Consider the following 19,270-nt stretch of genomic DNA (forward strand, 5'->3'; position numbering starts at 1 on the left):
GCGTGTGCGATCGGCGCACCACTACACACCAGGTTGAAGAACTCCTCCTCGGTCTCAAACGAGATCCACTTCGGCATCCGCAACGCTCCTCAAAAATCAGCGTTGCTTCGACCGATCGACTACGCCCGGCCAGCAACCGGGGGAATCACCGCTGAAGCGGTGACTCCGACAGCACCGGACCCCCGGAAATGCAGACGCGGCCCGCTCCCCGGAGGGAACGGGCCGCGCAGGCAGTGAGTCCGTCAGGCGGGGATCACGTTGAGGGCGACCGTGGCCGACACCTCGGCGTGCAGCTTGACCGACACCTCGTGGGCACCGAGCGACTTGATCGGGTTGGCGACCACGATGGTGCGGCGGTCGACGTTCTCGCCCGAGACCTCGCTGATCGCGTCGGCGATCTCCGCGGTGGTGACGGCGCCGAACAGGCGGCCGCCCTCACCGGCGCGGACCTTGACCGCGACCGAGGAGCCCTCGATCTTGGTCTTGATCTCCTTGGCGTGGTCGGCGTCGCGCGCGGCACGGGCCGAGCGGGCGGTCTTGATCGACTCGACGGTCTTCTCGCCGCCACGGGTCCAGCGGATGCCGAGGCCACGGGGCACGAGGTAGTTGCGGCCGTAGCCGTCCTTGACCTCGACCACGTCGCCGGGGGCACCGAGGCCGTCGACCTCCTGGGTCAGGATGAGCTTCATGTCGTCTCTTCCCTCTCTCAGCGACCGGTGGACGTGTAGGGCAGCAGGGCGACCTCGCGGGCGTTCTTGACCGCGATGGCCACGTCGCGCTGGTGCTGGACGCAGTTGCCGGTCACGCGACGCGCGCGGATCTTGCCGCGGTCGGAGATGAACTTGCGGAGCAGGGTGGTGTCCTTGTAGTCGACACCGGTCGCCTTCTCCTTGCAGAACTGGCAAACCTTCTTCTTGGGCTTGCGGATCACTGCCTTGGCCATTGTGGTGCTTCCTTCCTAGAAGCCCGGCCCAGAGTGGTTACTGGCCCGGAATGGTTGAGGTGATTTCGGATGGGTTCTTCGGATCAGAAGGGAGGCTCGTCCGAGCCGCCGACGCCGGGGGCACCCCAGGGGTCGTTGGGCTGCTGCCCGCCGCCCTGCTGGCCGCCGTAACCGCCGCCGCCCTGCTGGCCGCCGTAGCCGCCACCGGACTGCGCGGGCTGGCCGCCGCCGTAGCCGCCGCCCTGCCCGCCGCCCTGGGGGGCGGGCGTGGCCCACGGGTCGTCGCCGCCGGACGAGCCGCTGCCGCCGCCGAAACCGCCGCCCCCGCCGGAGCCGGAGCGGGAGGTCTTGGAGATCTTGGCCGTCGCGTACTTGAGCGACGGGCCGACCTCCTCGACCTCGATCTCGAAGACGGTGCGCTTCTCACCCTCGCGGGTCTCGTACTGGCGCGACTTGAGACGGCCCTGCACCACGACACGCATGCCGCGCTGGAGGGACTCGGCGACGTTCTCCGCGGCCTGCCGCCAGACCGAGCAGGAGAGGAACAGCGCGTCGCCGTCCTTCCACTCGTTGGTCTGCCGGTCGAAGGTGCGCGGCGTCGACGCGATCCGGAAGTTGGCCACCGCAGCCCCCGAGGGGGTGAAGCGCAGCTCCGGATCGTCGACGAGGTTGCCGACGACGGTGATGACGGTCTCGCCTGCCATGTCAGGACTCCCTAAAGATCACGATGTGAGGTCGGGGGCCATCGTTGCCTAAGCCACCGACATCGGGACGGGTCTTTCCACAAGCCACGCTCAGAGCGTGGGGCGGAGGACCTTGGTGCGCAGGATCGACTCGTTCAGCCCGAGCTGGCGGTCGAACTCCTTGACGGTCGCAGGCTCGGCCTGCAGCGAGATCACGGCGTAGATGCCCTCGGCGTTCTTCTTGATCTCGTAGGCCAGGCGGCGCCGGCCCCACACGTCGACCTTGTCGACGGACCCGCCGTCCTTGCGGATGACGTTGAGGTACTTGTCGAGCGACGGCTCGATGGTGCGCTCCTCGAGGCTGGGGTCGAGGATCACCATCACTTCGTAGGCACGCGTCATGCGTGGCTACCTCCTTCGGACTCATGCGGCCACGGACGATCCGTGGCAGGAGGATGCCCCCATCGGACGGGGGCGACAGGCAAGGCTAGCAGCGGCCCGCCGCCCCCCGGCAATCCGCGGCGGAGCGTGCCTGTGGACGACGTACGACGCGGATCGGCGTACGTCGCTAACGTCGTGGCGGTGCCCGTTCCCGCCCCCTCGACCCGCTCGTCCCGGCCGCCCGGCCCAGGCCGCGCCGGGCTCGCCACGGCGGGTCCCTACGAGCTGCTCGACCAGGTCGGCGCGGGCGGCATGGGCTCGGTGTGGCGGGCCCGCGACACCCGCACCGGCGACCTCGTCGCGGTCAAGGTGCTCGGGCAGCACTCCGCGAGCCTGCTCGCCCGCTTCGTGCGCGAGCAGGCCATCCGGGTCCGGCACCCTCACGTGGTCGCGCCGACCGGCTGGGCCGCGGAGGACGATCTCGTCGTGCTCGCCATGGACCTGGTCCCCGGCGGCTCGGTCCAGCAGCTCCTCGACGAGCACGGCCCCCTGCCCGTGGGGTACGCCGCGCGGCTGGTCGAGCAGCTCCTCATGGCGCTCGCGGCGGTCCATGCCGCCGGGCTCGTGCACCGCGACGTCAAGCCTGCCAACCTCCTCCTGGACGCGACGGGCGCCGGCGACCCGCACCTGCGCCTCGGCGACTTCGGCGTGGCCGCGCCCGTCGCGGACCGGCGCTACACCACCGTGCCCGGCGCGATCGGCACCGACGGCTACATGGCGCCCGAGCAGGCGCGGGGCGCCCTTCCCGACCCCTGCCAGGACCTCTACGCAGTCGGCCGGGTCGGCCTCCAGCTGGTCACCGGCCTGCCCCCGTGGCAGCAGTCCGGGATCGGGTCGAGCCGGCTCCGCCCGCTGCTCGAGCGGCTGCTGGTGATCGACCCCGAGCAGCGGCTCGCCTCCGCCGATGCCGCCCTGCGGCTGCTGCGTCGCCTCGACATCGCGCCCGAGCCGGGGCCCGGCGTCCCCGACCGGCTCCCCGCCCTGCCGGGCACGGGCTCCGCCTGGCACGGCGGCGCGCGGACCGGCCGGGCGCCGGTCGACTGGTGGGGGTGGGCCGGGGTGGCCGCCTGCCTCGGGGTGCTCGCGGCCTGCGCCGCCGTCGTACTGCTCTGAAGCGGCGCGGACCCCCCTGTCCCCGGCCGCGACTAGCCTCTGGTGCCATGAGCATCCGCATCGGCGCGCACGTCGACCAGACCGACCCGATCGCCGAGGCGCAGGCCCGGCAGGCGCCGCTGGTGCAGTTCTTCCTCGGCGACCCGCAGGGCTACAAGGGACCCGAGGTGCGGTACGCCGGGGGCGCGGCGGCCCTGCGCGCGGCCGCCGAGGAGGCGGGCATCGACCTCTACGTCCACGCGCCCTACATCGTCAACGTCGCCACCACCAACAACCGGATCCGCATCCCGAGCCGCAAGCTCCTCCAGCAGCACGTCGACGCGGCCGCCGAGATCGGCGCCAAGGGGCTGATCGTGCACGGCGGGCACGTCAACAAGTCCGACGACCCCGCGGTGGGCTTCGACAACTGGCGCAAGGCGGTCGAGGCCACCGACCTCAAGCTCCCGCTGCTCATCGAGAACACCGCGGGCGGCGACAACGCCATGACCCGCTACCTCGACCGCATCGCCGGCGTGTGGGACGCGATCGGCGGCACCGAGCAGGCCGACATGGTGGGCTTCTGCCTCGACACCTGCCACGCCCACGCCGGCGGCAACCCGCTGGAGACCGTCGTCGAGGACGTCCGCGCCATCACCGGGCGCATCGACCTCGTGCACTGCAACGACAGCCGCGACGCCTTCGACTCCGGCGCCGACCGGCACGCCAGCCTCGGCGCGGGCCACATCGACCCCGACCTCCTCGCCGCCGTCGTCCGCGACGCCGGGGCCCCCGTCTGCCTCGAGACCCCGGGCGGTCCCGACGAGCACGCCGACGACATCGCCTGGCTGCGCGAGCGCGTCTGAATGGCCACCAGCCAGGACCGCGCCCAGACCTGGTCCGCACCGGGGCGGGTCAACCTGGTCGGTGACCACACCGACTACAACGCCGGCTTCGCGCTGCCCTTCGCGCTGCCCCAGCGCACCACCGTCGTCGCCCGGCCGCGCACCGACGGCCGCATCACGGCCCGGTCGGGCGACCTGCCCGAGGTCGGGTTCGCGACCTCCACGACGCCGGGCGAGGTGACCGGCTGGGGCGCCTACGTCGCCGGCGTCGCGTGGGTGCTCGGGGAGCACCTCGGCCATCCGCTGGACGGGGCCGACCTCGAGATCTCCAGCACCGTCCCGCGCGGGGGCGGGCTCTCGTCGTCGCACTCCCTGGAGTGCGCCGTGGCTCTCGCCCTGCTGGGGCTCGCGGGCGAGGAGGTGCCCGTCGAGGAGCTGGCGCTGCTGGTGCAGCGGGCGGAGAACACCTACGTCGGCGCCCCCACCGGTCTGCTCGACCAGACGGCGATCCTGCGGTCGCGGGCCGGCCACCTCTCCTTCTTCGACGCCCGGGACCTCACCGTCGAGCCGGTCCCCTGCGACCTCGAGGCGGTGGGCCTGACGCTGCTCGTCATCGATCCGCACGCCCCGCACACGCTCGTCGACGGCGCCTACGCCTCCCGTCGTGAGGCCTGCGAGCGGGCCGCGCGCGAGCTCGGCGTCGACTCCCTGCGGGAGGTGGACGACGTCGGGGCCGCGCTGGCCGCGCTGGCCGACGACGAGACCCGGCGCCGGGCCCGGCACGTCCTCACCGAGAACCAGCGCGTCCTCGACTGCGTCGACCTCGCCCGGCGCGGCGACCTCGCGGCCATGGGACCGCTGATGACCGCCTCGCACGCCTCGATGCGCGACGACTTCGAGAACTCGGTGCCCGACGTGGACCGGGTGGTCGAGGCGGCGACGCGGGCCGGCGCCCTCGGCGCCCGGATGACGGGCGGCGGCTTCGGGGGCGCGGTCGTCGCACTGGTGCCCCGGGCCGCGGTCGAGCCGGTGCGCGAGGCCGTCGCGGCGGCGGCCACGGCGGCCGGGTCGCCGGCGCCCGACGTCCTCGAGGTGACCCCCTCCCGGGGTGCCGGCCGCGACTGAGACCGGCCCGGGAGCCGGTCCGGAGGATTTTGCCTTGTTCAGCGCAACCAACCATGCCGCCGTTGCGTCTGGAGCAGTGAGCAGGGACCGGACAGGTACGGGGGTCTTGTCTGGTCCCTGCCACGCATCCGGGCCCCTGTAGCCTCAGCGGGTGACGACTCCGACTCCCCTGACCGTCCGGGCCATCACGACCGACGAGCACGCCGCGTACGTCGCCGCCCAGCCGAGCGCGAGCTTCCTGCAGACCCCGGGCTGGGCGCAGGTCAAGCCGGAGTGGCGTGCCGAGTCGCTCGGGTGGTTCCGGGACGCCGAGATGGTCGGCGCCGCCCTGGTGCTCTACCGCCAGCTCCCCAAGGTCCGGCGCTACCTCGCCTACCTCCCCGAGGGCCCGGTCATCGACTGGGCGACCGACGACCTCGACGCGTGGCTCGCGCCCCTGACCCGGCACCTGTCCCGGCAGGGCGCCTTCGGCGTCCGGATGGGCCCGCCCGTGGTCACGCGTCGCTGGAGCGCCGCCCAGGTCAAGGAGGGCATCGCCGACGAGGGCGTGCGCCGGCTCAGCGACGTGCCCCCGCTCGAGCGCTCCCGCACCGGAGCCTCCGTGGTCGCCCAGCTCCACGAGCTCGGGTGGCGTCCCCAGGCGGTCGAGGGCGGCTTCGCGGCCGGCCAGCCGCAGTACAACTTCGTCATCCCGCTCACCCACGACGACGGCACCGCCCGCACCGAGGACGAGGTCCTCGCCGGGATGAACCAGCTGTGGCGCCGCAACATCAAGAAGGCCGCCAAGCAGGGCGTCGTGGTCGAGCGGGGCAACCGCGAGGACCTCAAGGCCTTCCACGACCTCTACGTCCACACGGCCGAGCGCGACCACTTCACCCCGCGCGGGCTGCGCTACTTCGAGACCATGTACGACGCCCTCTCGGCCGAGGCGGACGGGCGCATCTCGCTCTGGACCGCCCGCCACGAGGGAGACCTCGTCGCCAGCACCATCGCCATCCGCGTCGGCACCCACGCCTGGTACTCCTACGGCGCCAGCTCCACCGAGAAGCGCGAGGTCCGCGGCTCCAACGCCGTCCAGTGGGCGATGGTCCAGGACGCGCTGGCGGCCGGCGCCGAGGTCTACGACCTGCGCGGCATCACCGACACCCTCGACGCCGACGACCCGCACGTCGGGCTGATCCAGTTCAAGGTCGGCACCGGCGGCGAGGCCGTGGAGTACGTCGGCGAGTGGGACCTCCCCCTCAACAAGCCGCTCTACAAGGCCTTCGACCTCTACATGAGGCGACGCGGATGACGTTGCGACTCACCGTCGACGGCGAGCGCTGGCGGCGCCACCTGCTCGCCACCGCCACCGACCACCCCGGCATCGTCCCGGTCGCCAAGGGCAACGGCTACGGCTTCACCATCGGCCGGCTCGCCCGGCGCGCCCAGTGGCTGCACGAGCACGCCGACCAGACCGGCACGCAGGTCGACCTCGTGGCGGTCGGCACCTACCGCGAGCTGGCGCAGGCCCTGACCCGCTACGCCGGCGACCTGCTCGTGCTCACCCCGTGGCGGCCGGTGGGCGGCGCGGTCGAGGTCCCCGAGGCCCGCGACCACCGCGTGGTGCACACCATCAGCCGCGTGGAGGACCTGCGCGACCTCACCGACCGCGACCCGCACGCGCGGTTCGTGCTCGAGCAGCTCACCTCGATGCGTCGGCACGGCATGACCCGGCGCGAGCTCGACGAGGCTGGCCGGCTCGTCGCCGAGCGCCGGCTCGGCGGGCTGCGCGGCGTCGCCCTGCACCTGCCGCTCAACACGGCCTCCCACCTGGGCGAGGTCACCCGCCTGGTCAACGACGCGGTCGCCGCCGGGCTCACCACGCGTACGGTCTTCGTCAGCCACCTCACCCGCGACGAGCTCACCCGCCTGCGGGCGGCGTACCCCGACTTCACCTTCCGGCCACGCATCGGCACCGACCTGTGGCTCGGGGACCGCGGCGCGCTGCGGGTCACCTCCACGGTGCTGGACGTGCACCCGATCGAGCGCGGCGAGGCCTTCGGCTACCGCGGTCGCTCGATGCCCAAGGGCGGGCACCTCCTGGTGGTCAGCGGGGGCACGGCGCACGGCATCGGCCTCGAGGCCCCCACCGGCGACCAGTCCTTGCGGGCCCGGGCGGCGACCCTGGCCCGCGGCGGCATGGACGCGGTCGGTCTCGTCCGCTCGCCGTTCTCCATCGACGGCAAGCAGCGGCTCTTCGCCGAGCCGCCGCACATGCAGGCCTCGATGCTCTTCGTGCCCTCAGGCGCGCGGGTGCCCGCCATCGGCGAGGACATCGACGTGCGGGTGCGCTTCACCGCGACCGACTTCGACGCCGTCGTCGTCGACTGAGCCCTCACCGACCGGCCCTCCGGGCCGCCCGGCCCGCAGGAGCACCGCGGCCACCAGCCAGGCCAGGCCGAGCAGCCGCGCGACCATCCCCCACCAGTAGGCGCGCGCGTCCCCACCGCCGGAGGGGGCGAGCAGCCCACCGAGGTACCAGCCGAGCAGCGCGAAGTGCAGCACCTCGCCCGACTGCCAGACCAGCAGGTCGCGCCAGCGCTCCACCGCGACCGCGGCCAGCGGCAGCAGCACCAGCGCGTACGACGGCGCGGACGCCGGGCCGACCAGCAGCGCGCCCGCCACGGCCAGCGTGCCCAGCGCGGCGAGCGACAGCCGGCTGCGCAGCCCCACGAGCGCGACGACGGCCAGCCACGCGACGAGCAGCACGCCGGTGACCGTGAGCACCGTCCCGCGCGTGGTCTCGGTGTTGCCGGCCTGCTGGACCAGCAGCCACACCGAGCCGACGTCCACGCCGTGCAGGTAGCCCTGCCAGGACGCGCGCCAGGAGCTGGGCGAGGAGAGGTACGCAGGCAGGTTGGCCAGCAGCCAGGTCGCCGCGGCCACGGCCAGTGCCCGCCACGCCTCCGCCCAGCGCCGGTCACGCGACCCGACCACCAGGATCGGCACCACGAGGAGGGCGACCAGGGGTGAGGTGGCGGCCCCCAGGCCCAGCGCCACGCCCGTGACCGCGGGCCGTCCGCGGGCCCAGCCCCAGAGCACCGCGGCCACCGCGGCGGCGGCGAGCAGGTCCCAGGTGATCGGCCAGAACAGCACGAGCACGGGCGCGGCGGCGAAGGCCGCGGCGTCCCAGGGGCGGCGGCGCCGCACGCCGACGAGCAGCCCCGCCGCGAGCAGCCCGGCCGCGGCCAGCCAGACGGCGGTCACGGCGGTGAAGAGCCGCGCCTCGCGGTGCACCTCGGGCTCGACCGAGACGTCCGCCACCCCCTGGGACCGACGCCCGTCGAGGTCGGGCGAGCCGGCGAGCACGTGGGTCACCCGGGCGGCAGCCGCGGCGACGTACGCCGGCACCGGCGGGTGCCAGCCGGCCGCGTAGCGCTCCCGGACCCCCGCGTCGTCGGTGAACGGCCAGGCGAGCTCGGCGTGCCCGCGGTCGACGTAGGCCTGCGCGACGTCGGACCAGCACAGCGCGGCGTACCTCCCCGTCCCGCCCTCCCCGGCGACGTCGAGGCACGGCGCCTTGGCCACCATCCCCAGCGACAGCGCGAGCGTGGCCAGCAGCAGCACGACCCGCAGCGGGCTCCACCACGGGTGGCTCCCGGCGTGGTCGCCTGCCGGCCCACCGACCACCTCGCTGACCGACCGGACCAGCGGGTCTTCGCGGGTCGGGTGGACCCGGGACGTCACCGCGCGCCCCGGTGCGGGAGTCGCATCACGGACGTGAGGTGGCCAGGCGGCGGTTCGTCGGCGAGGCGTACGTCGTCCGCGACGGCGCCGCGGTCGGGCTCGTCGGGGCGCTCGGCGGCGGCGCCGTCTCGGTGGGCGGCGGGGCCGGCACCGTCGGGGTCGGCGTGGGTGTCGGGGTGGGGGTCGGCGTGGGCGTGACCGTCTCGGTCGGCGTCTCCGTCGGGGTCTCCGTCGGCGACGGCTCCTCGGTCTGGATCGTCGGCGTCCGGCTCGGCTTCTTCGTCGGCTTGGGCGACGGAGCGGGCGGTGCGGTGGTCGGCGGCGGCGGCGGGACGTAGGGCTCGTGCCCGTCGTCGGGTGCCTCGCCGTCGACGAACACCGGCTCGGGGAACTCCTCGACGTCCATGCCCTCCATCACCGACTGCATGATCGAGGTCCAGGTCTTGGCGGGGTAGTTGCCGCCGAAGTAGCCGAGCTTGCCGTCCGAGCTGGTGGGCAGCCACCCGTCGAGCGCCTCGCGGCCGCGGCCACGGACGTACATGACGGCCGTGGACATCTGCGGGGTGTAGCCGACGAACCAGGAGGAGGACACCTCGTTGTCGTCGTTGGTGGCGGTGCCCGTCTTGCCGGCCGCCGGCCGGGCGAGCGCGAGCGCCTCGGTGCCCGACCCGCTCTGCACGACCTGCTGGAGGGCGTAGCTGACGTCGGCGGCGATGTCCTCGTCGACGGTCTGCTCGTTGTCGGGGGAGAAGTCGTAGACGGTCTCGCCGTCGCGGTCGACGACCTTCTCCACGACGTGCACCTTGCTGCGGGTGCCGCCGCCGGCGAGGGTCGCGTAGGCGTTGGCCATGTTGATCGGGCTGACCTGGGCGGTGCCGAGGGTGACGCCGATGTTCTCCTGGAAGTCCACGGACTTGTTGGGGATGCCCCAGCGGCCGGGGCGGTTGCCCGGGATGCCCATGTCCTCGGCGGCCTGGATGACCTTCGCGGGCCCGTCGGGCATGGAGTCGACCATGTCGACGAAGGCGGTGTTGACCGAGTTCTCGGTCGCCTCGATCATCGAGACCGCCGAGCCGTAGTCGGTGTCCCCCTGGTTCTCGAACTCGGTGCCGGCGATGTCGATCGGGCTGTTGCCCTCGAAGGTGTCCTCGAGCGAGAAACCCTCGCGGATCGCGGCCACGTCGGTGGCGGCCTTCATCGTCGAGCCGGCCATGCCGCCCGCGACCGCCCAGTTGATCTGGGAGTCGAGGTAGTCCTGGCCGCCGTAGAACCCACGCAGGGCACCGGTGCCGACCTCCACGGTCGCCGCGCCCACGTGCAGCTGCTTGTCGAAGCCCGCCGGCCGCTGCTCCTCGACCCCGCGCTCGACCGCCTCCATGGCCTGGGGCGTGAAGGTGGTGGTGATCCGCAGGCCGCCGCCGTCGATCTGCTCCTCGGTGAACTCGCCGGTGGCGAGCAGCTCCTTCTTGACCAGGGCGAGCATGTGGCCGCGCTGGCCGCCGTACTGGCTCTGGGCCGCGATCTCGGGGAACTTCGGCAGCCGCTTGACCGCCTTCTCCGACTTCTCGGCGCTGATGGCGCCGGTGTCCACCATCGCCTCGAGGACGTAGGCGTAGCGCTCCTTGAGCGCCTGGCGTGCCTCCCGGCCCCCGTCGGGGTCGTAGCGGGAGGGGTTGTTGAGGACGGTGGCCAGCACGGCGCTCTCGCGGAGGTTGAGGTCCGCGGCGTCCTTGTCGAAGAAGGCCTGGGCCGCGGCCTGGATGCCGTAGGCGCCCCGGCCGAAGTAGATGGTGTTGAGGTAGCCCTCGAGGATCTCGGCCTTGCTCAGCTCGTTCTGGATCTTGAGCGAGACGATCGCTTCCTTGATCTTGCGCTGGTAGCTCTGCTCGCTGGTCAGGTAGAGGATCTTCACGTACTGCTGGGTGATCGTCGACGCACCCTGGCGGTCGTTGCCGGCGGCGTTGGAGAACGCCGCGCGCAGGATGCCCTTGGGGTCGATGCCCTGGTCGGTCCAGAAGCTCTGGTTCTCGGCCGCGACCACGGCGTCCTGCATGGTCTGCGGCATCTCCGAGAGCGGGATGGACACTCTGTTCTGGTCGTCGTAGAAGGTGCCGAGCTCCTGCTTGCCGCCGGCGTAGTAGACGAACGTCGTCTGGGCCTTGAACGCCTCGTTGGGCTCGGGGATCGCGATCGCCCGGTAGAGCACGAAGAACGCGAGCGCACCGAGGGCCGCCACCACGACGCCGACCACGAGCAGCTTCTTGGCCAGGCTGCCGATCCGCTGTCCGGTGGTCCGGCGGGGCTTGGTGGGTCGGCGCTTGACCGCCGGTCCGTCTGCTCTGCGCTTGGCACTCACGGCGGCAAGGGTACGACCACGCTTGCGCAGGTGCCGCTTCGCGAACGCCGGATATATCGCTACGATAGGTCACGTGGCACGTCGCGGAGAGACCATCGAGCTCGCAGTCCTCGGACTGCTGCACGAGGCACCCATGCACGGCTACGAGCTCCGCAAGCGCCTCAACCTGATGCTCGGCTGGGGGCGGGTGCTGTCCTACGGCTCCCTCTACCCGGCCCTGAAGAAGATGCTGCGCACCGGTCTCATCGAGGAGCTCACGAGCACCACCGCGGTGACCAGGCGACCGCGCATCGTCTACCAGGTCACCGAGGCCGGCACCGAGGAGTTCTCGCGGCTGATGTCCGAGGTCGGTCCCACCGCGTGGGAGGACGACAACTTCGACATCCGCTTCGCCTTCTTCTCCTCCACCGACATGGAGATCCGGCTGCGCGTCCTCGAGGGACGGCGTACCCGGCTCCAGGAGCGGCTCGCCCGGGTCCAGCAGGACCTCGAGCGCACCCAGGCCGAGGTCGACCGCTACGCCGCCGAGCTCCAGCGGCACGGCGTGGAGTCGGTCGAGCGCGAGGTGCGCTGGCTCTCCGACCTCATCCGGGCCGAGCGTGGGGAGTCGTCCGACCAGGTCAGCAGCACCACCCCGAGCACAACCCCCAGCACCGCCAGCACCAGTACAGACAACTAGCCAGACCAGCCAGACAAGGAGAGCCCCATGGGTTCGGTACGAGTAGCAATCGCGGGAGTCGGCAACTGCGCCACCTCGCTCATCCAGGGCGTCGAGTACTACCGCGACGCCGACCCGGCGACCACCGTGCCCGGACTCATGCACGTCAAGCTGGGCGACTACCACGTGGGTGACGTCGAGTTCGTCGCCGCCTTCGACGTCGACGACAAGAAGGTCGGCAAGGACCTGTCCGAGGCGATCAACGCGTCGGAGAACAACACCATCAAGATCGCCGACGTGCCGACCAAGGGTGTCGAGGTCCTGCGTGGCCCCACCCTCGACGGCCTCGGCAAGTACTACCGCGCCACCATCGACGAGTCGCCGGCCGAGCCGGTCGACGTGGTCCAGGTGCTCAAGGACGCGAAGGTCGACGTCCTCGTCTCCTACCTCCCGGTGGGCTCGGAGGAGGCCGACAAGTTCTACGCCCAGTGCGCCATCGACGCCGGCGTCGGCTTCGTCAACGCGCTGCCCGTCTTCATCGCCTCCGACCCCGAGTGGGCCAAGAAGTTCGAGGACGCGGGCGTCCCGATCGTCGGCGACGACATCAAGTCGCAGGTCGGCGCGACCATCACCCACCGCGTGATGGCCAAGCTGTTCGAGGACCGCGGCGTCACGCTGGACCGCACCTACCAGCTCAACGTCGGCGGCAACATGGACTTCAAGAACATGCTCGAGCGCGAGCGCCTGGAGTCCAAGAAGGTCTCCAAGACCCAGGCCGTCACCTCCAACCTCAAGGGCGAGCTGGCCGACAAGATCAGCGACCGCAACGTCCACATCGGTCCCTCGGACTACGTGGCGTGGCTCGACGACCGCAAGTGGGCATACGTCCGCCTCGAGGGCCGGGCGTTCGGCGACGTGCCGCTCAACCTCGAGTACAAGCTCGAGGTCTGGGACTCCCCCAACTCCGCGGGCATCATCATCGACGCCGTGCGCGCCGCCAAGATCGCCATGGACCGCGGCGTCGGCGGCCCGATCATCCCGGCCTCGACCTACCTGATGAAGTCCCCGCCGGTGCAGATGCCCGACGACCTCGGCCGCGCCGAGCTCGAGAAGTTCATCAAGGGCGACTGATCCTCGCCCAGCACCTGAGCACGACCCCGACAGCCCCGGCCCCGCGCCGGGGCTGTCGGCATTTCGGTGCTTCGGCGAGAAGCGCCGACAGTACTGGTCCAGACCGGTCGGCGCGGGGCGTATCAGGGGCGCGAGACGGCGCTCTGTACGGGTGGCTCACGCAGAACCGGGGGGTACGGCGATGGCCTACGGGGGACGAGGAGCTGTCGTCCACGGGGGGCGACAGCCCCAGACCGGCGGTCCGCACCAGGGGGGGTGGACCGCCGGTCCTCGTCGTACGACGACGCGCGAGGCGTCAGGACTCGGCGGCGGCCTTGATGCCGGCCAGCGTCTCCCGCATCCCCTCACGGAGCTCGGCCTGGAAGGCCGGCACCCCGCCGAGGAAGCGCTTGGTGAGCCGGTCGGAGACCGACGAGATCCCGTCGGGCGCCTCGCGCCGGTGCACCACGCGCGTGCCCGTCTCGGTCGGCTCCAGGGTGAACGACCAGACGGTGAAGTTGTCCTTCACCCGGAAGGCGACCTCCCGGTGCGGCTCGAAGCGCACGACCCTGGAATGGGTCGGCCACACCAGGAGCCCGCGACGGTTGACGTTGAGCAGCCGCGTGCCGAGCTGGATCGGGCGTCCGGTGCGCACGAACGAGCGCACGACCTGCGGGCTCCACTCGGCCAGCCGCGGCAGGTCCGAGACCAGGGACCAGACCCGGACCGGGTCGGCGGCCACCTCGAGGCTCTCCTCGATCAGCGGCTCGACGTCCTGGGTGACTGCACTCGCGAGACTGCTCATGGACGGTGAGGCTAGCGCTGCTCCCACCACTGGAGCAGGCGGGTCCGTGCCTCTTCGGGGGTGAGCGTGCCCTCGTCCATCCGCAGCTCCAGCAGGAACCGGTAGGCCTCGCCCACCTCGCGGCCGGGGCCGATGCCCAGGACCTGCATGATCTCGTTCCCGTCGAGGTCGGGCCGGATCGAGGCGAGCTCCTCCTCCTCCGAGAGCCGCGCGATGCGCTCCTCGAGGGAGTCGTAGGTGCGCCGGAGCCGGTCGGCCTTGCGCTTGTTGCGGGTCGTGCAGTCGGCCCGGGTCAGCACGTGCAGCCTCTCGAGCTGGTCGCCCGCGTCGCGCACGTAGCGGCGCACGGCCGAGTCGGTCCACTCCCCCGAGCCGTAGCCGTGGAAGCGCAGGTGCAGCTCGACCAGCCTGCTGACGGCGTCGATGTCGGAGTTGGAGAAGCGCAGCGCCCGCATCCGCTTGCGGGTCATCTTGGCGCCCACCACGTCGTGGTGGTGGAAGGTCACGACGCCGCCGCCCTCGAAGCGCCGGGTCCGCGGCTTGCCGATGTCGTGCATCAGCGCCGCGAAGCGGGAGACGAAGTCGGGCCCCTCCCCGAGCCGGTGCTCGAGGTCGATGGACTGCTCGAGCACCGTCAGCGTGTGCTGGTAGACGTCCTTGTGCCGGTGGTGCTCGTCGCGCTCGAGCGCGAGCGCCGGCAGCTCGGGCAGCACGTGCTCGGCGAGCCCGGTCTCCACGAGCAGGGTCAGGCCGAGACGGGGGTACGGCGCACAGACCAGCTTGACGAGCTCGTCGCGGACCCGCTCGGCGGAGATGATCTCGATCCGTCCGGCCATCGCGGTCATCGCCGCGACCACCTCGGGAGCGACGGTGAAGCCGAGCTGGGCGGCGAACCGCGCGGCCCGCATCATCCGCAGCGGGTCGTCGGAGAACGAGTCCTCGGGGCGGCCGGGCGTCCGCAGCACCCGGTGGGCCAGGTCGAGGATGCCGCCGTGCAGGTCCTCGAGCTCGCGGCCGGGCACCCGCACCGCCATCGCGTTGACCGTGAAGTCCCGGCGCCCGAGGTCGCCGGCCAGCGTGTCGCCGTACTCGACGTCGGGCTTGCGGGAGGCGGGGTCGTAGGTCTCGGCCCGGTACGTCGTGACCTCGACCTGCCAGGGCCCCTTGCGGCAGCCGATCGTGCCGAACGCCCGGCCCATGTCCCAGATGGCGTCCGCCCAGCCCTTGAGGAGCCGCTCGGTGACGTCGGGGTGCGCGGACGTGGCGAAGTCCAGGTCGTTCTGGAGGCGGCCGAGCATCGCGTCGCGGACCGGGCCGCCCACCAGGGCCAGCTCCTCGCCGGCGGCGCTGAAGCGTGCGCCCAGCTCGTCGATCACCGGGCCGATGCGGTCCAGCTCGGCCCCCACCCGACGCTGCACGTCGGCGATCTGGAAGGGGGGCAGCGGGGCGTCGGACACGGGGGCCAAGCGTAGCCGGGACGCGCAGCGGACCGGCTGTCGGTGGTCGAGCGAGCCGTGCGACCGAGGAACGAGGTCGTAACCGGCGTGTCGAGGCCAGGGATCCCGGCCGTCCGCCGGGCACCGCCGAGTCCTCTCCGACGTCGACCGCGCCGACGTTAGAGTCGGGGCGTGCCGCGCCCGTCCTCACCCCCGCCTGCCCAGGAGGCCCGGCGGCGGAGGTCGGGAGGCCGGTCGCGGTGGGGCGCGGCCATGGTCGCGACGCTGCTCGCCTCGCTGCTCGGCACCCCCCTCGACGCCGCGGCCGGCGCTCCCGCCAGGGCCGACTCCGAGCCGCTGATCGTGCACATCGACTCCCTCTCGCCGGCCGCCCTGACCGACAACGACCGGCCCGTGCGCATCACCGGCACGGTGACCAACCAGAGCGCCGAGCCGTGGACAGGGGTCAACCTCTACGCCTTCCGCTCCACCACCCCGATCATCGACTCCACGTCGCTGGCGGCGTCCGCGGCCATCGACCCCGAGCAGTACGTCGGCGACCGCGTCGTCGAGCCCGGGTCGTTCGACACCGTCGACCTGCTGCAGCCGGGCCAGACGGCCGGGTTCTCCATCCGGGTGCCGCGCGAGCAGCTCGGCATCGTCGAGCCGGGCGCCTACTGGATCGGCGTCCACGCCATCGGCGACTCCTCGGTCCCCCGTGACGAGTTCGCCGACGGCCGCGCGCGCACCTTCATCCCCTTCGTGGAGGACACCCGGGAGACCGCCGAGGCCGCGGTCGTCCTGCCCGTCCGCGACCAGGTCCGGCACACCGCCGCGGGTCGGGTGTCCGGCGTACGACGCTGGAGCGCCTCCCTCGGCGACGGCGGGCGCCTGGAGTCCGTGCTCGACGCCGGGGAGTCCGCGGCGGGGGCGCCCTTCACGTGGCTGGTCGACCCGGCCGTGCTCGCGACCGTCGCCCGGCTCGCCGCGGGCAACCCGCGTCGCAGCCTGGCCCCGGACCCGGCAGCCGTCCCGGAGGACGACGAGGGTGCGGAGGACTCCAGCGACCCCCCCGAGGCCGTCGTGCTGGGGCCCGGCGCCCCCCTCGGTCCGCCCGCGCCCCCCGAGCAGCAGCTCACCGCCGACAAGGAGGCCGTCGCCGCAGTGGCCCAGGCGTGGCTCGACCGGTTCCTCGCCCTCACCGCGGGCCGCACCGTGCTCTCGCTGCCCTACGGCGACCTCGACGTCTCCGCCGCGGCCACGCACGGGCCGGACGTCCACACCGACGCCGTCGCCCGCGGCAGCGAGGTCATGGACGCCCTCGGCGTCGCGCACACCCCCGCCCTGGCACCGCCGGACGGCATCATCAGCCCCGACGCACTCCGGGCCGCCGCCCCGGAGGGCACCGTCCTGCTCGGCGGCACCTCGTTCGCCGTACCCCCGGACGCGCCGGACTCCATGGTGCGGGTCCTGGACCACGACGTCGTGGTGAGCTCCTCCGGCGCCGCCGACGGTGGCCCCGCCCCGACCAGCGCCGACGACCCGCTCGCGCTGCGGCAGCGGCTGCTCAGCGAGGCGGCCCTGGGCCTGAACGCCGGCTCCACGGCGCCCGTGGTGCTCGTGCTGCCCGACGACTGGTACCCCCAGGACCCGGCCGACCTCTTCAGCGCCTTCGACGTCCCGTGGCTCGAGGGCGTGACCGTCCCGGAGATCACGAGCCGCGACGCCGTCCCCGTGGACGCCGCCGACCTCAGCTACACCGAGGAGGACGCCGAGGAGGAGCTGGGCGTCGCGAGCTTCAGCTCCGCCCGGGCGCTGCGCGAGCAGGCCGCGGTGATGTCCGGGGTGCTGACCAGTCCCAACCTCGTGCGGCAGCAGGCGACCGACGAGGCCCTGGCCACCCTGTCGGTGCAGCAGCGCCCCCGGGCCGCCGCCGCGGCCACCTCGGCCCGCCGCGCGGCCAACCACCTCGAGGACCAGCTCGCCGGCATCGACGTCGTCGCCCCGTCGTCGGTGACCCTCTCCAGCGCGGACGGCACGCTGGGGGCCACCGTGGTCAACGGCCTGGACCAGCCGGTGACGGTCATGGTGCGCGCCCAGAGCGACGGGTCGCTGGAGGTCGCCGACTCCGACGTGCTGCGCCTGGCCCCCGGCGCCCGCTCGCGCCTCCTGCTCGACGTCGCCGCCTCGCGCCTGGGCATCCACCGCGTACGCCTCGTGGTCACCGACCAGGACGGCACACCGCTGGGCGGCTCCGCCTCGCTGCCCGTCCGCGCGGCCCAGGTCAGCGCCATCATCTGGTACATCCTGGTGTTCGGGGCCGCCCTGCTGTTCGGCACCATCGTGGTGCGCGTCGTGCGCCAGGTGCGCCGGCGCCGGGCCGAGGGCGACGCTGCCGGGGCCACCCCGTGACCGACGCCCGGATCCTCTCCGCCACCGCCCTGATGGCGAGCGGCACGATCCTGTCGCGCTTCAGCGGCTACTTCCGCACGCTGCTCATCATCGCGGCGCTGGGCCAGGCCCTGCACGCCGACATCTTCACCATCGCCAACACGATCCCCAACGCCGTCTACATCCTGGTCGCCGGCGGCGTCTTCAACGCGGTGCTCGTGCCGCAGCTCGTCCGGGCGATGAAGAACGACGAGGACGGCGGGGACGCCTACGCCTCCCGCATCATCACCCTCTCGGCGATCTTCCTGGCCGTGGTGACGGTCCTGCTGATCCTCCTGGCGCCGCTGCTGGTCCGGGTCTACCTCGACCAGCGCTACTTCGACCCCGACCGGGCCGCGCACCTGGACTCGGCGATCGCGTTCACCCGCTACTGCCTGCCCCAGGTCTTCTTCTACGGCATGTTCGTGCTGGTCGGGCAGGTGCTCAACGCCCGGCAGAAGTTCGGGCCGATGATGTGGGCGCCGATCGCCAACAACCTGATCGCGATCGCGGTGCTGAGCCTCTACCTGGTGGTGTTCGGCTCGCCCAGTGCCGAGGAGCAGGTGGGTCCCTACACCGGCGCCCAGGAGATGCTGCTCGGCCTCGGCTCCACGCTGGGCATCGTCGTCCAGTTCCTCATCCTGCTGCCCTACCTGCGCCGCGCCGGCTTCCGCTACCACCCGCGCTTCGACTTCCGCGGCACGGGCCTGGGCCACACGCTGCGGCTCGGCGTCTGGACCGTGCTGTTCGTGGTGGTCAACCAGGTCGCCTACATCGTCGTCACCCGGCTCGCCTCCGGCGGCACCGTCAACGGCGGCGGGACCGGCAACACGGTCTACTCCAGCAGCTTCCTCATCATGATGGTCCCGCACGCGATCGTGACCGTCTCGCTGACGACGGCGATCCTGCCGATGCTCTCCGGCTACGCCTCCGACGCCCGGCTGGCCGACATGGGCCGCACCCTCGGCTCCACCCTGCGCACCGCGCTGGTGGTCGTGCTGCCGTTCGCCACGCTCGTGCCGATCGTCTCGGAGGACATCGCCGGGGTGCTCTTCGAGGCCGGCGCCGGCGACCCCGGGGCGTTCGCCCCCACCCTCGCCGCCTTCGGACCGGCGCTGGTCTTCTTCACCGTCCACTACATGATGCTGCGCGGCTTCTACGCCCTCGAGCAGACCCGGCTGGTCTTCTTCATCCAGTGCGCCATCTCCGCCACCAACATCGTGGCCGCCGTGTGGTTGGTGAGCCGGGCCACGCCCGACCAGACGTCACCGGCGCTGGTGCTGGCCTGGCTGGCGTCGTACGTCGTGGGGTCGGCGATCAGCTACGCCGTCCTGCGGCGCACGCTGGGCGGCCTCCAGACCCCCGCGCTGGTGCGCTTCCTGGTCCGGATGGCGGTGGCGTGCCTCCTCGCCGGGGTCACCGCCTGGTCGGTCGAGCAGGCGCTGGCCGGCCTGGGCGAGGAGCCCGGCATCCTGCTGTCCCTGGTGCGCGGCGGCTCGGCGGCGCTGGCCGGCGGGCTCGTCCTGCTGCTCGCGGCGTACCTCATGCGGATCCGCGAGGTGACCTCCCTCGTGGACAGCGTGGCCACCCGGGTGGGGCGCCGGTGAGACCTACCATGAG

Annotated in this window: 17 protein-coding genes; 9 read left to right on the top strand and 8 right to left on the bottom strand. The window is 72.6% G+C overall.

Annotated features, from left to right (window positions below; translation table 11 throughout):
• Positions 1 to 242: 242 nt before the first annotated feature.
• The 4 genes from rplI to rpsF form a co-directional block, all read right to left on the bottom strand.
• Positions 243 to 689 carry a 50S ribosomal protein L9 gene (gene rplI, locus DAI17_RS10705; protein ID WP_107772933.1) on the bottom strand — a complete coding sequence of 149 codons (447 nt, stop codon included), beginning with the start codon at positions 687 to 689 and terminating at the stop codon, positions 243 to 245.
• Between the two features lie 17 nt (positions 690 to 706).
• Positions 707 to 943, bottom strand: coding sequence for a 30S ribosomal protein S18 (gene rpsR, locus DAI17_RS10710; RefSeq protein ID WP_017933521.1), 237 nt, complete (start codon positions 941 to 943; stop codon positions 707 to 709).
• 83 nt (positions 944 to 1,026) lie between these two features.
• Complete coding sequence (locus tag DAI17_RS10715) at positions 1,027 to 1,647, bottom strand: single-stranded DNA-binding protein (protein WP_107772934.1); 621 nt, start codon at positions 1,645 to 1,647, stop codon at positions 1,027 to 1,029.
• A 90-nt stretch (positions 1,648 to 1,737) separates the two neighbouring features.
• On the bottom strand, positions 1,738 to 2,028 hold the full coding sequence (rpsF, locus tag DAI17_RS10720) for a 30S ribosomal protein S6 (protein ID WP_107772935.1): 291 nt from the start codon (positions 2,026 to 2,028) through the stop codon (positions 1,738 to 1,740).
• Positions 2,029 to 2,208: 180 nt separating this feature from the next.
• Here rpsF and DAI17_RS10725 point away from each other — a divergent pair, with 180 nt between their 5' ends.
• The 5 genes from DAI17_RS10725 (at position 2,209) to DAI17_RS10745 (ending at position 7,499) form a co-directional block, all read left to right on the top strand.
• Entirely contained in the window at positions 2,209 to 3,180 is a 972-nt protein-coding gene (locus DAI17_RS10725) for a serine/threonine-protein kinase (protein WP_234412441.1), read from the top strand.
• Positions 3,181 to 3,227: 47 nt separating this feature from the next.
• Positions 3,228 to 4,022: a deoxyribonuclease IV gene (locus DAI17_RS10730; protein WP_107772936.1), complete on the top strand. Its 795-nt coding sequence runs from the start codon at positions 3,228 to 3,230 to the stop codon at positions 4,020 to 4,022.
• On the top strand, positions 4,023 to 5,126 hold the full coding sequence (galK, locus tag DAI17_RS10735) for a galactokinase (RefSeq protein ID WP_107772937.1): 1,104 nt from the start codon (positions 4,023 to 4,025) through the stop codon (positions 5,124 to 5,126). It begins immediately after the preceding gene.
• A 151-nt stretch (positions 5,127 to 5,277) separates the two neighbouring features.
• The gene (locus tag DAI17_RS10740) at positions 5,278 to 6,420 is read left to right on the top strand and encodes a lipid II:glycine glycyltransferase FemX (RefSeq protein WP_107772938.1); all 1,143 of its coding nucleotides are present in this window, start codon (positions 5,278 to 5,280) and stop codon (positions 6,418 to 6,420) included.
• A complete protein-coding gene (locus DAI17_RS10745; RefSeq protein ID WP_107772939.1) occupies positions 6,417 to 7,499 on the top strand; it encodes an alanine racemase in 1,083 nt (360 codons plus the stop codon). The genes DAI17_RS10740 and DAI17_RS10745 overlap by 4 nt, the downstream gene beginning before the upstream one ends.
• Here the strand turns inward: DAI17_RS10745 and DAI17_RS10750 are convergent.
• Both DAI17_RS10750 and DAI17_RS10755 read right to left on the bottom strand, forming a co-directional pair.
• Positions 7,410 to 8,855 (bottom strand): hypothetical protein, encoded by a 1,446-nt coding sequence (locus tag DAI17_RS10750; protein WP_107772940.1) that lies wholly within the window; start codon positions 8,853 to 8,855, stop codon positions 7,410 to 7,412. The two genes, DAI17_RS10745 and DAI17_RS10750, sit on opposite strands and share 90 nt — an antisense overlap.
• A gap of 25 nt (positions 8,856 to 8,880) precedes the next feature.
• Entirely contained in the window at positions 8,881 to 11,211 is a 2,331-nt protein-coding gene (locus tag DAI17_RS10755; protein ID WP_107772941.1) for a transglycosylase domain-containing protein, read from the bottom strand.
• A 73-nt stretch (positions 11,212 to 11,284) separates the two neighbouring features.
• On the opposite strand from DAI17_RS10755, the gene DAI17_RS10760 reads away from it, so the two are divergent.
• Together DAI17_RS10760 and DAI17_RS10765 are read left to right on the top strand one after the other, a co-directional pair.
• A complete protein-coding gene (locus DAI17_RS10760) occupies positions 11,285 to 11,890 on the top strand; it encodes a PadR family transcriptional regulator (protein ID WP_107772942.1) in 606 nt (201 codons plus the stop codon).
• A gap of 27 nt (positions 11,891 to 11,917) precedes the next feature.
• Complete coding sequence (locus tag DAI17_RS10765; RefSeq protein ID WP_107772943.1) at positions 11,918 to 13,000, top strand: inositol-3-phosphate synthase; 1,083 nt, start codon at positions 11,918 to 11,920, stop codon at positions 12,998 to 13,000.
• Positions 13,001 to 13,295: 295 nt separating this feature from the next.
• Here DAI17_RS10765 and DAI17_RS10770 read toward each other — a convergent pair whose 3' ends face one another.
• Entirely contained in the window at positions 13,296 to 13,784 is a 489-nt protein-coding gene (locus tag DAI17_RS10770) for an SRPBCC family protein (protein ID WP_107772944.1), read from the bottom strand.
• An 11-nt stretch (positions 13,785 to 13,795) separates the two neighbouring features.
• A complete protein-coding gene (locus tag DAI17_RS10775) occupies positions 13,796 to 15,241 on the bottom strand; it encodes a CCA tRNA nucleotidyltransferase (RefSeq protein WP_107772945.1) in 1,446 nt (481 codons plus the stop codon).
• A 171-nt stretch (positions 15,242 to 15,412) separates the two neighbouring features.
• On the opposite strand from DAI17_RS10775, the gene DAI17_RS10780 reads away from it, so the two are divergent.
• Together DAI17_RS10780 and murJ are read left to right on the top strand one after the other, a co-directional pair.
• Positions 15,413 to 17,632, top strand: coding sequence for a DUF6049 family protein (locus DAI17_RS10780; RefSeq protein WP_159081477.1), 2,220 nt, complete (start codon positions 15,413 to 15,415; stop codon positions 17,630 to 17,632).
• Complete coding sequence (gene murJ, locus DAI17_RS10785; RefSeq protein ID WP_234412442.1) at positions 17,629 to 19,257, top strand: murein biosynthesis integral membrane protein MurJ; 1,629 nt, start codon at positions 17,629 to 17,631, stop codon at positions 19,255 to 19,257. Before DAI17_RS10780 ends, murJ begins: the two co-directional genes overlap by 4 nt.
• The last annotated feature ends 13 nt before the right edge of the window (positions 19,258 to 19,270 follow it).

It is taken from the genome of Nocardioides sediminis (assembly GCF_003047295.1).
GTDB lineage: Bacteria > Actinomycetota > Actinomycetes > Propionibacteriales > Nocardioidaceae > Nocardioides > Nocardioides sediminis.

Excerpts from the sequence above, each read along its gene's own strand:
- rplI (WP_107772933.1), bottom strand. The coding sequence starts at position 689 with ATGAAGCTCATCCTGACCCAGGAGGTCGACGGCCTCGGTGCCCCCGGC.
- rpsR (WP_017933521.1), bottom strand. The coding sequence starts at position 943 with ATGGCCAAGGCAGTGATCCGCAAGCCCAAGAAGAAGGTTTGCCAGTTC.
- DAI17_RS10715 (WP_107772934.1), bottom strand. The coding sequence starts at position 1,647 with ATGGCAGGCGAGACCGTCATCACCGTCGTCGGCAACCTCGTCGACGAT.
- rpsF (WP_107772935.1), bottom strand. The coding sequence starts at position 2,028 with ATGACGCGTGCCTACGAAGTGATGGTGATCCTCGACCCCAGCCTCGAG.
- DAI17_RS10730 (WP_107772936.1), top strand. The coding sequence starts at position 3,228 with ATGAGCATCCGCATCGGCGCGCACGTCGACCAGACCGACCCGATCGCC.
- galK (WP_107772937.1), top strand. The coding sequence starts at position 4,023 with ATGGCCACCAGCCAGGACCGCGCCCAGACCTGGTCCGCACCGGGGCGG.
- DAI17_RS10745 (WP_107772939.1), top strand. The coding sequence starts at position 6,417 with ATGACGTTGCGACTCACCGTCGACGGCGAGCGCTGGCGGCGCCACCTG.
- DAI17_RS10765 (WP_107772943.1), top strand. The coding sequence starts at position 11,918 with ATGGGTTCGGTACGAGTAGCAATCGCGGGAGTCGGCAACTGCGCCACC.
- DAI17_RS10770 (WP_107772944.1), bottom strand. The coding sequence starts at position 13,784 with ATGAGCAGTCTCGCGAGTGCAGTCACCCAGGACGTCGAGCCGCTGATC.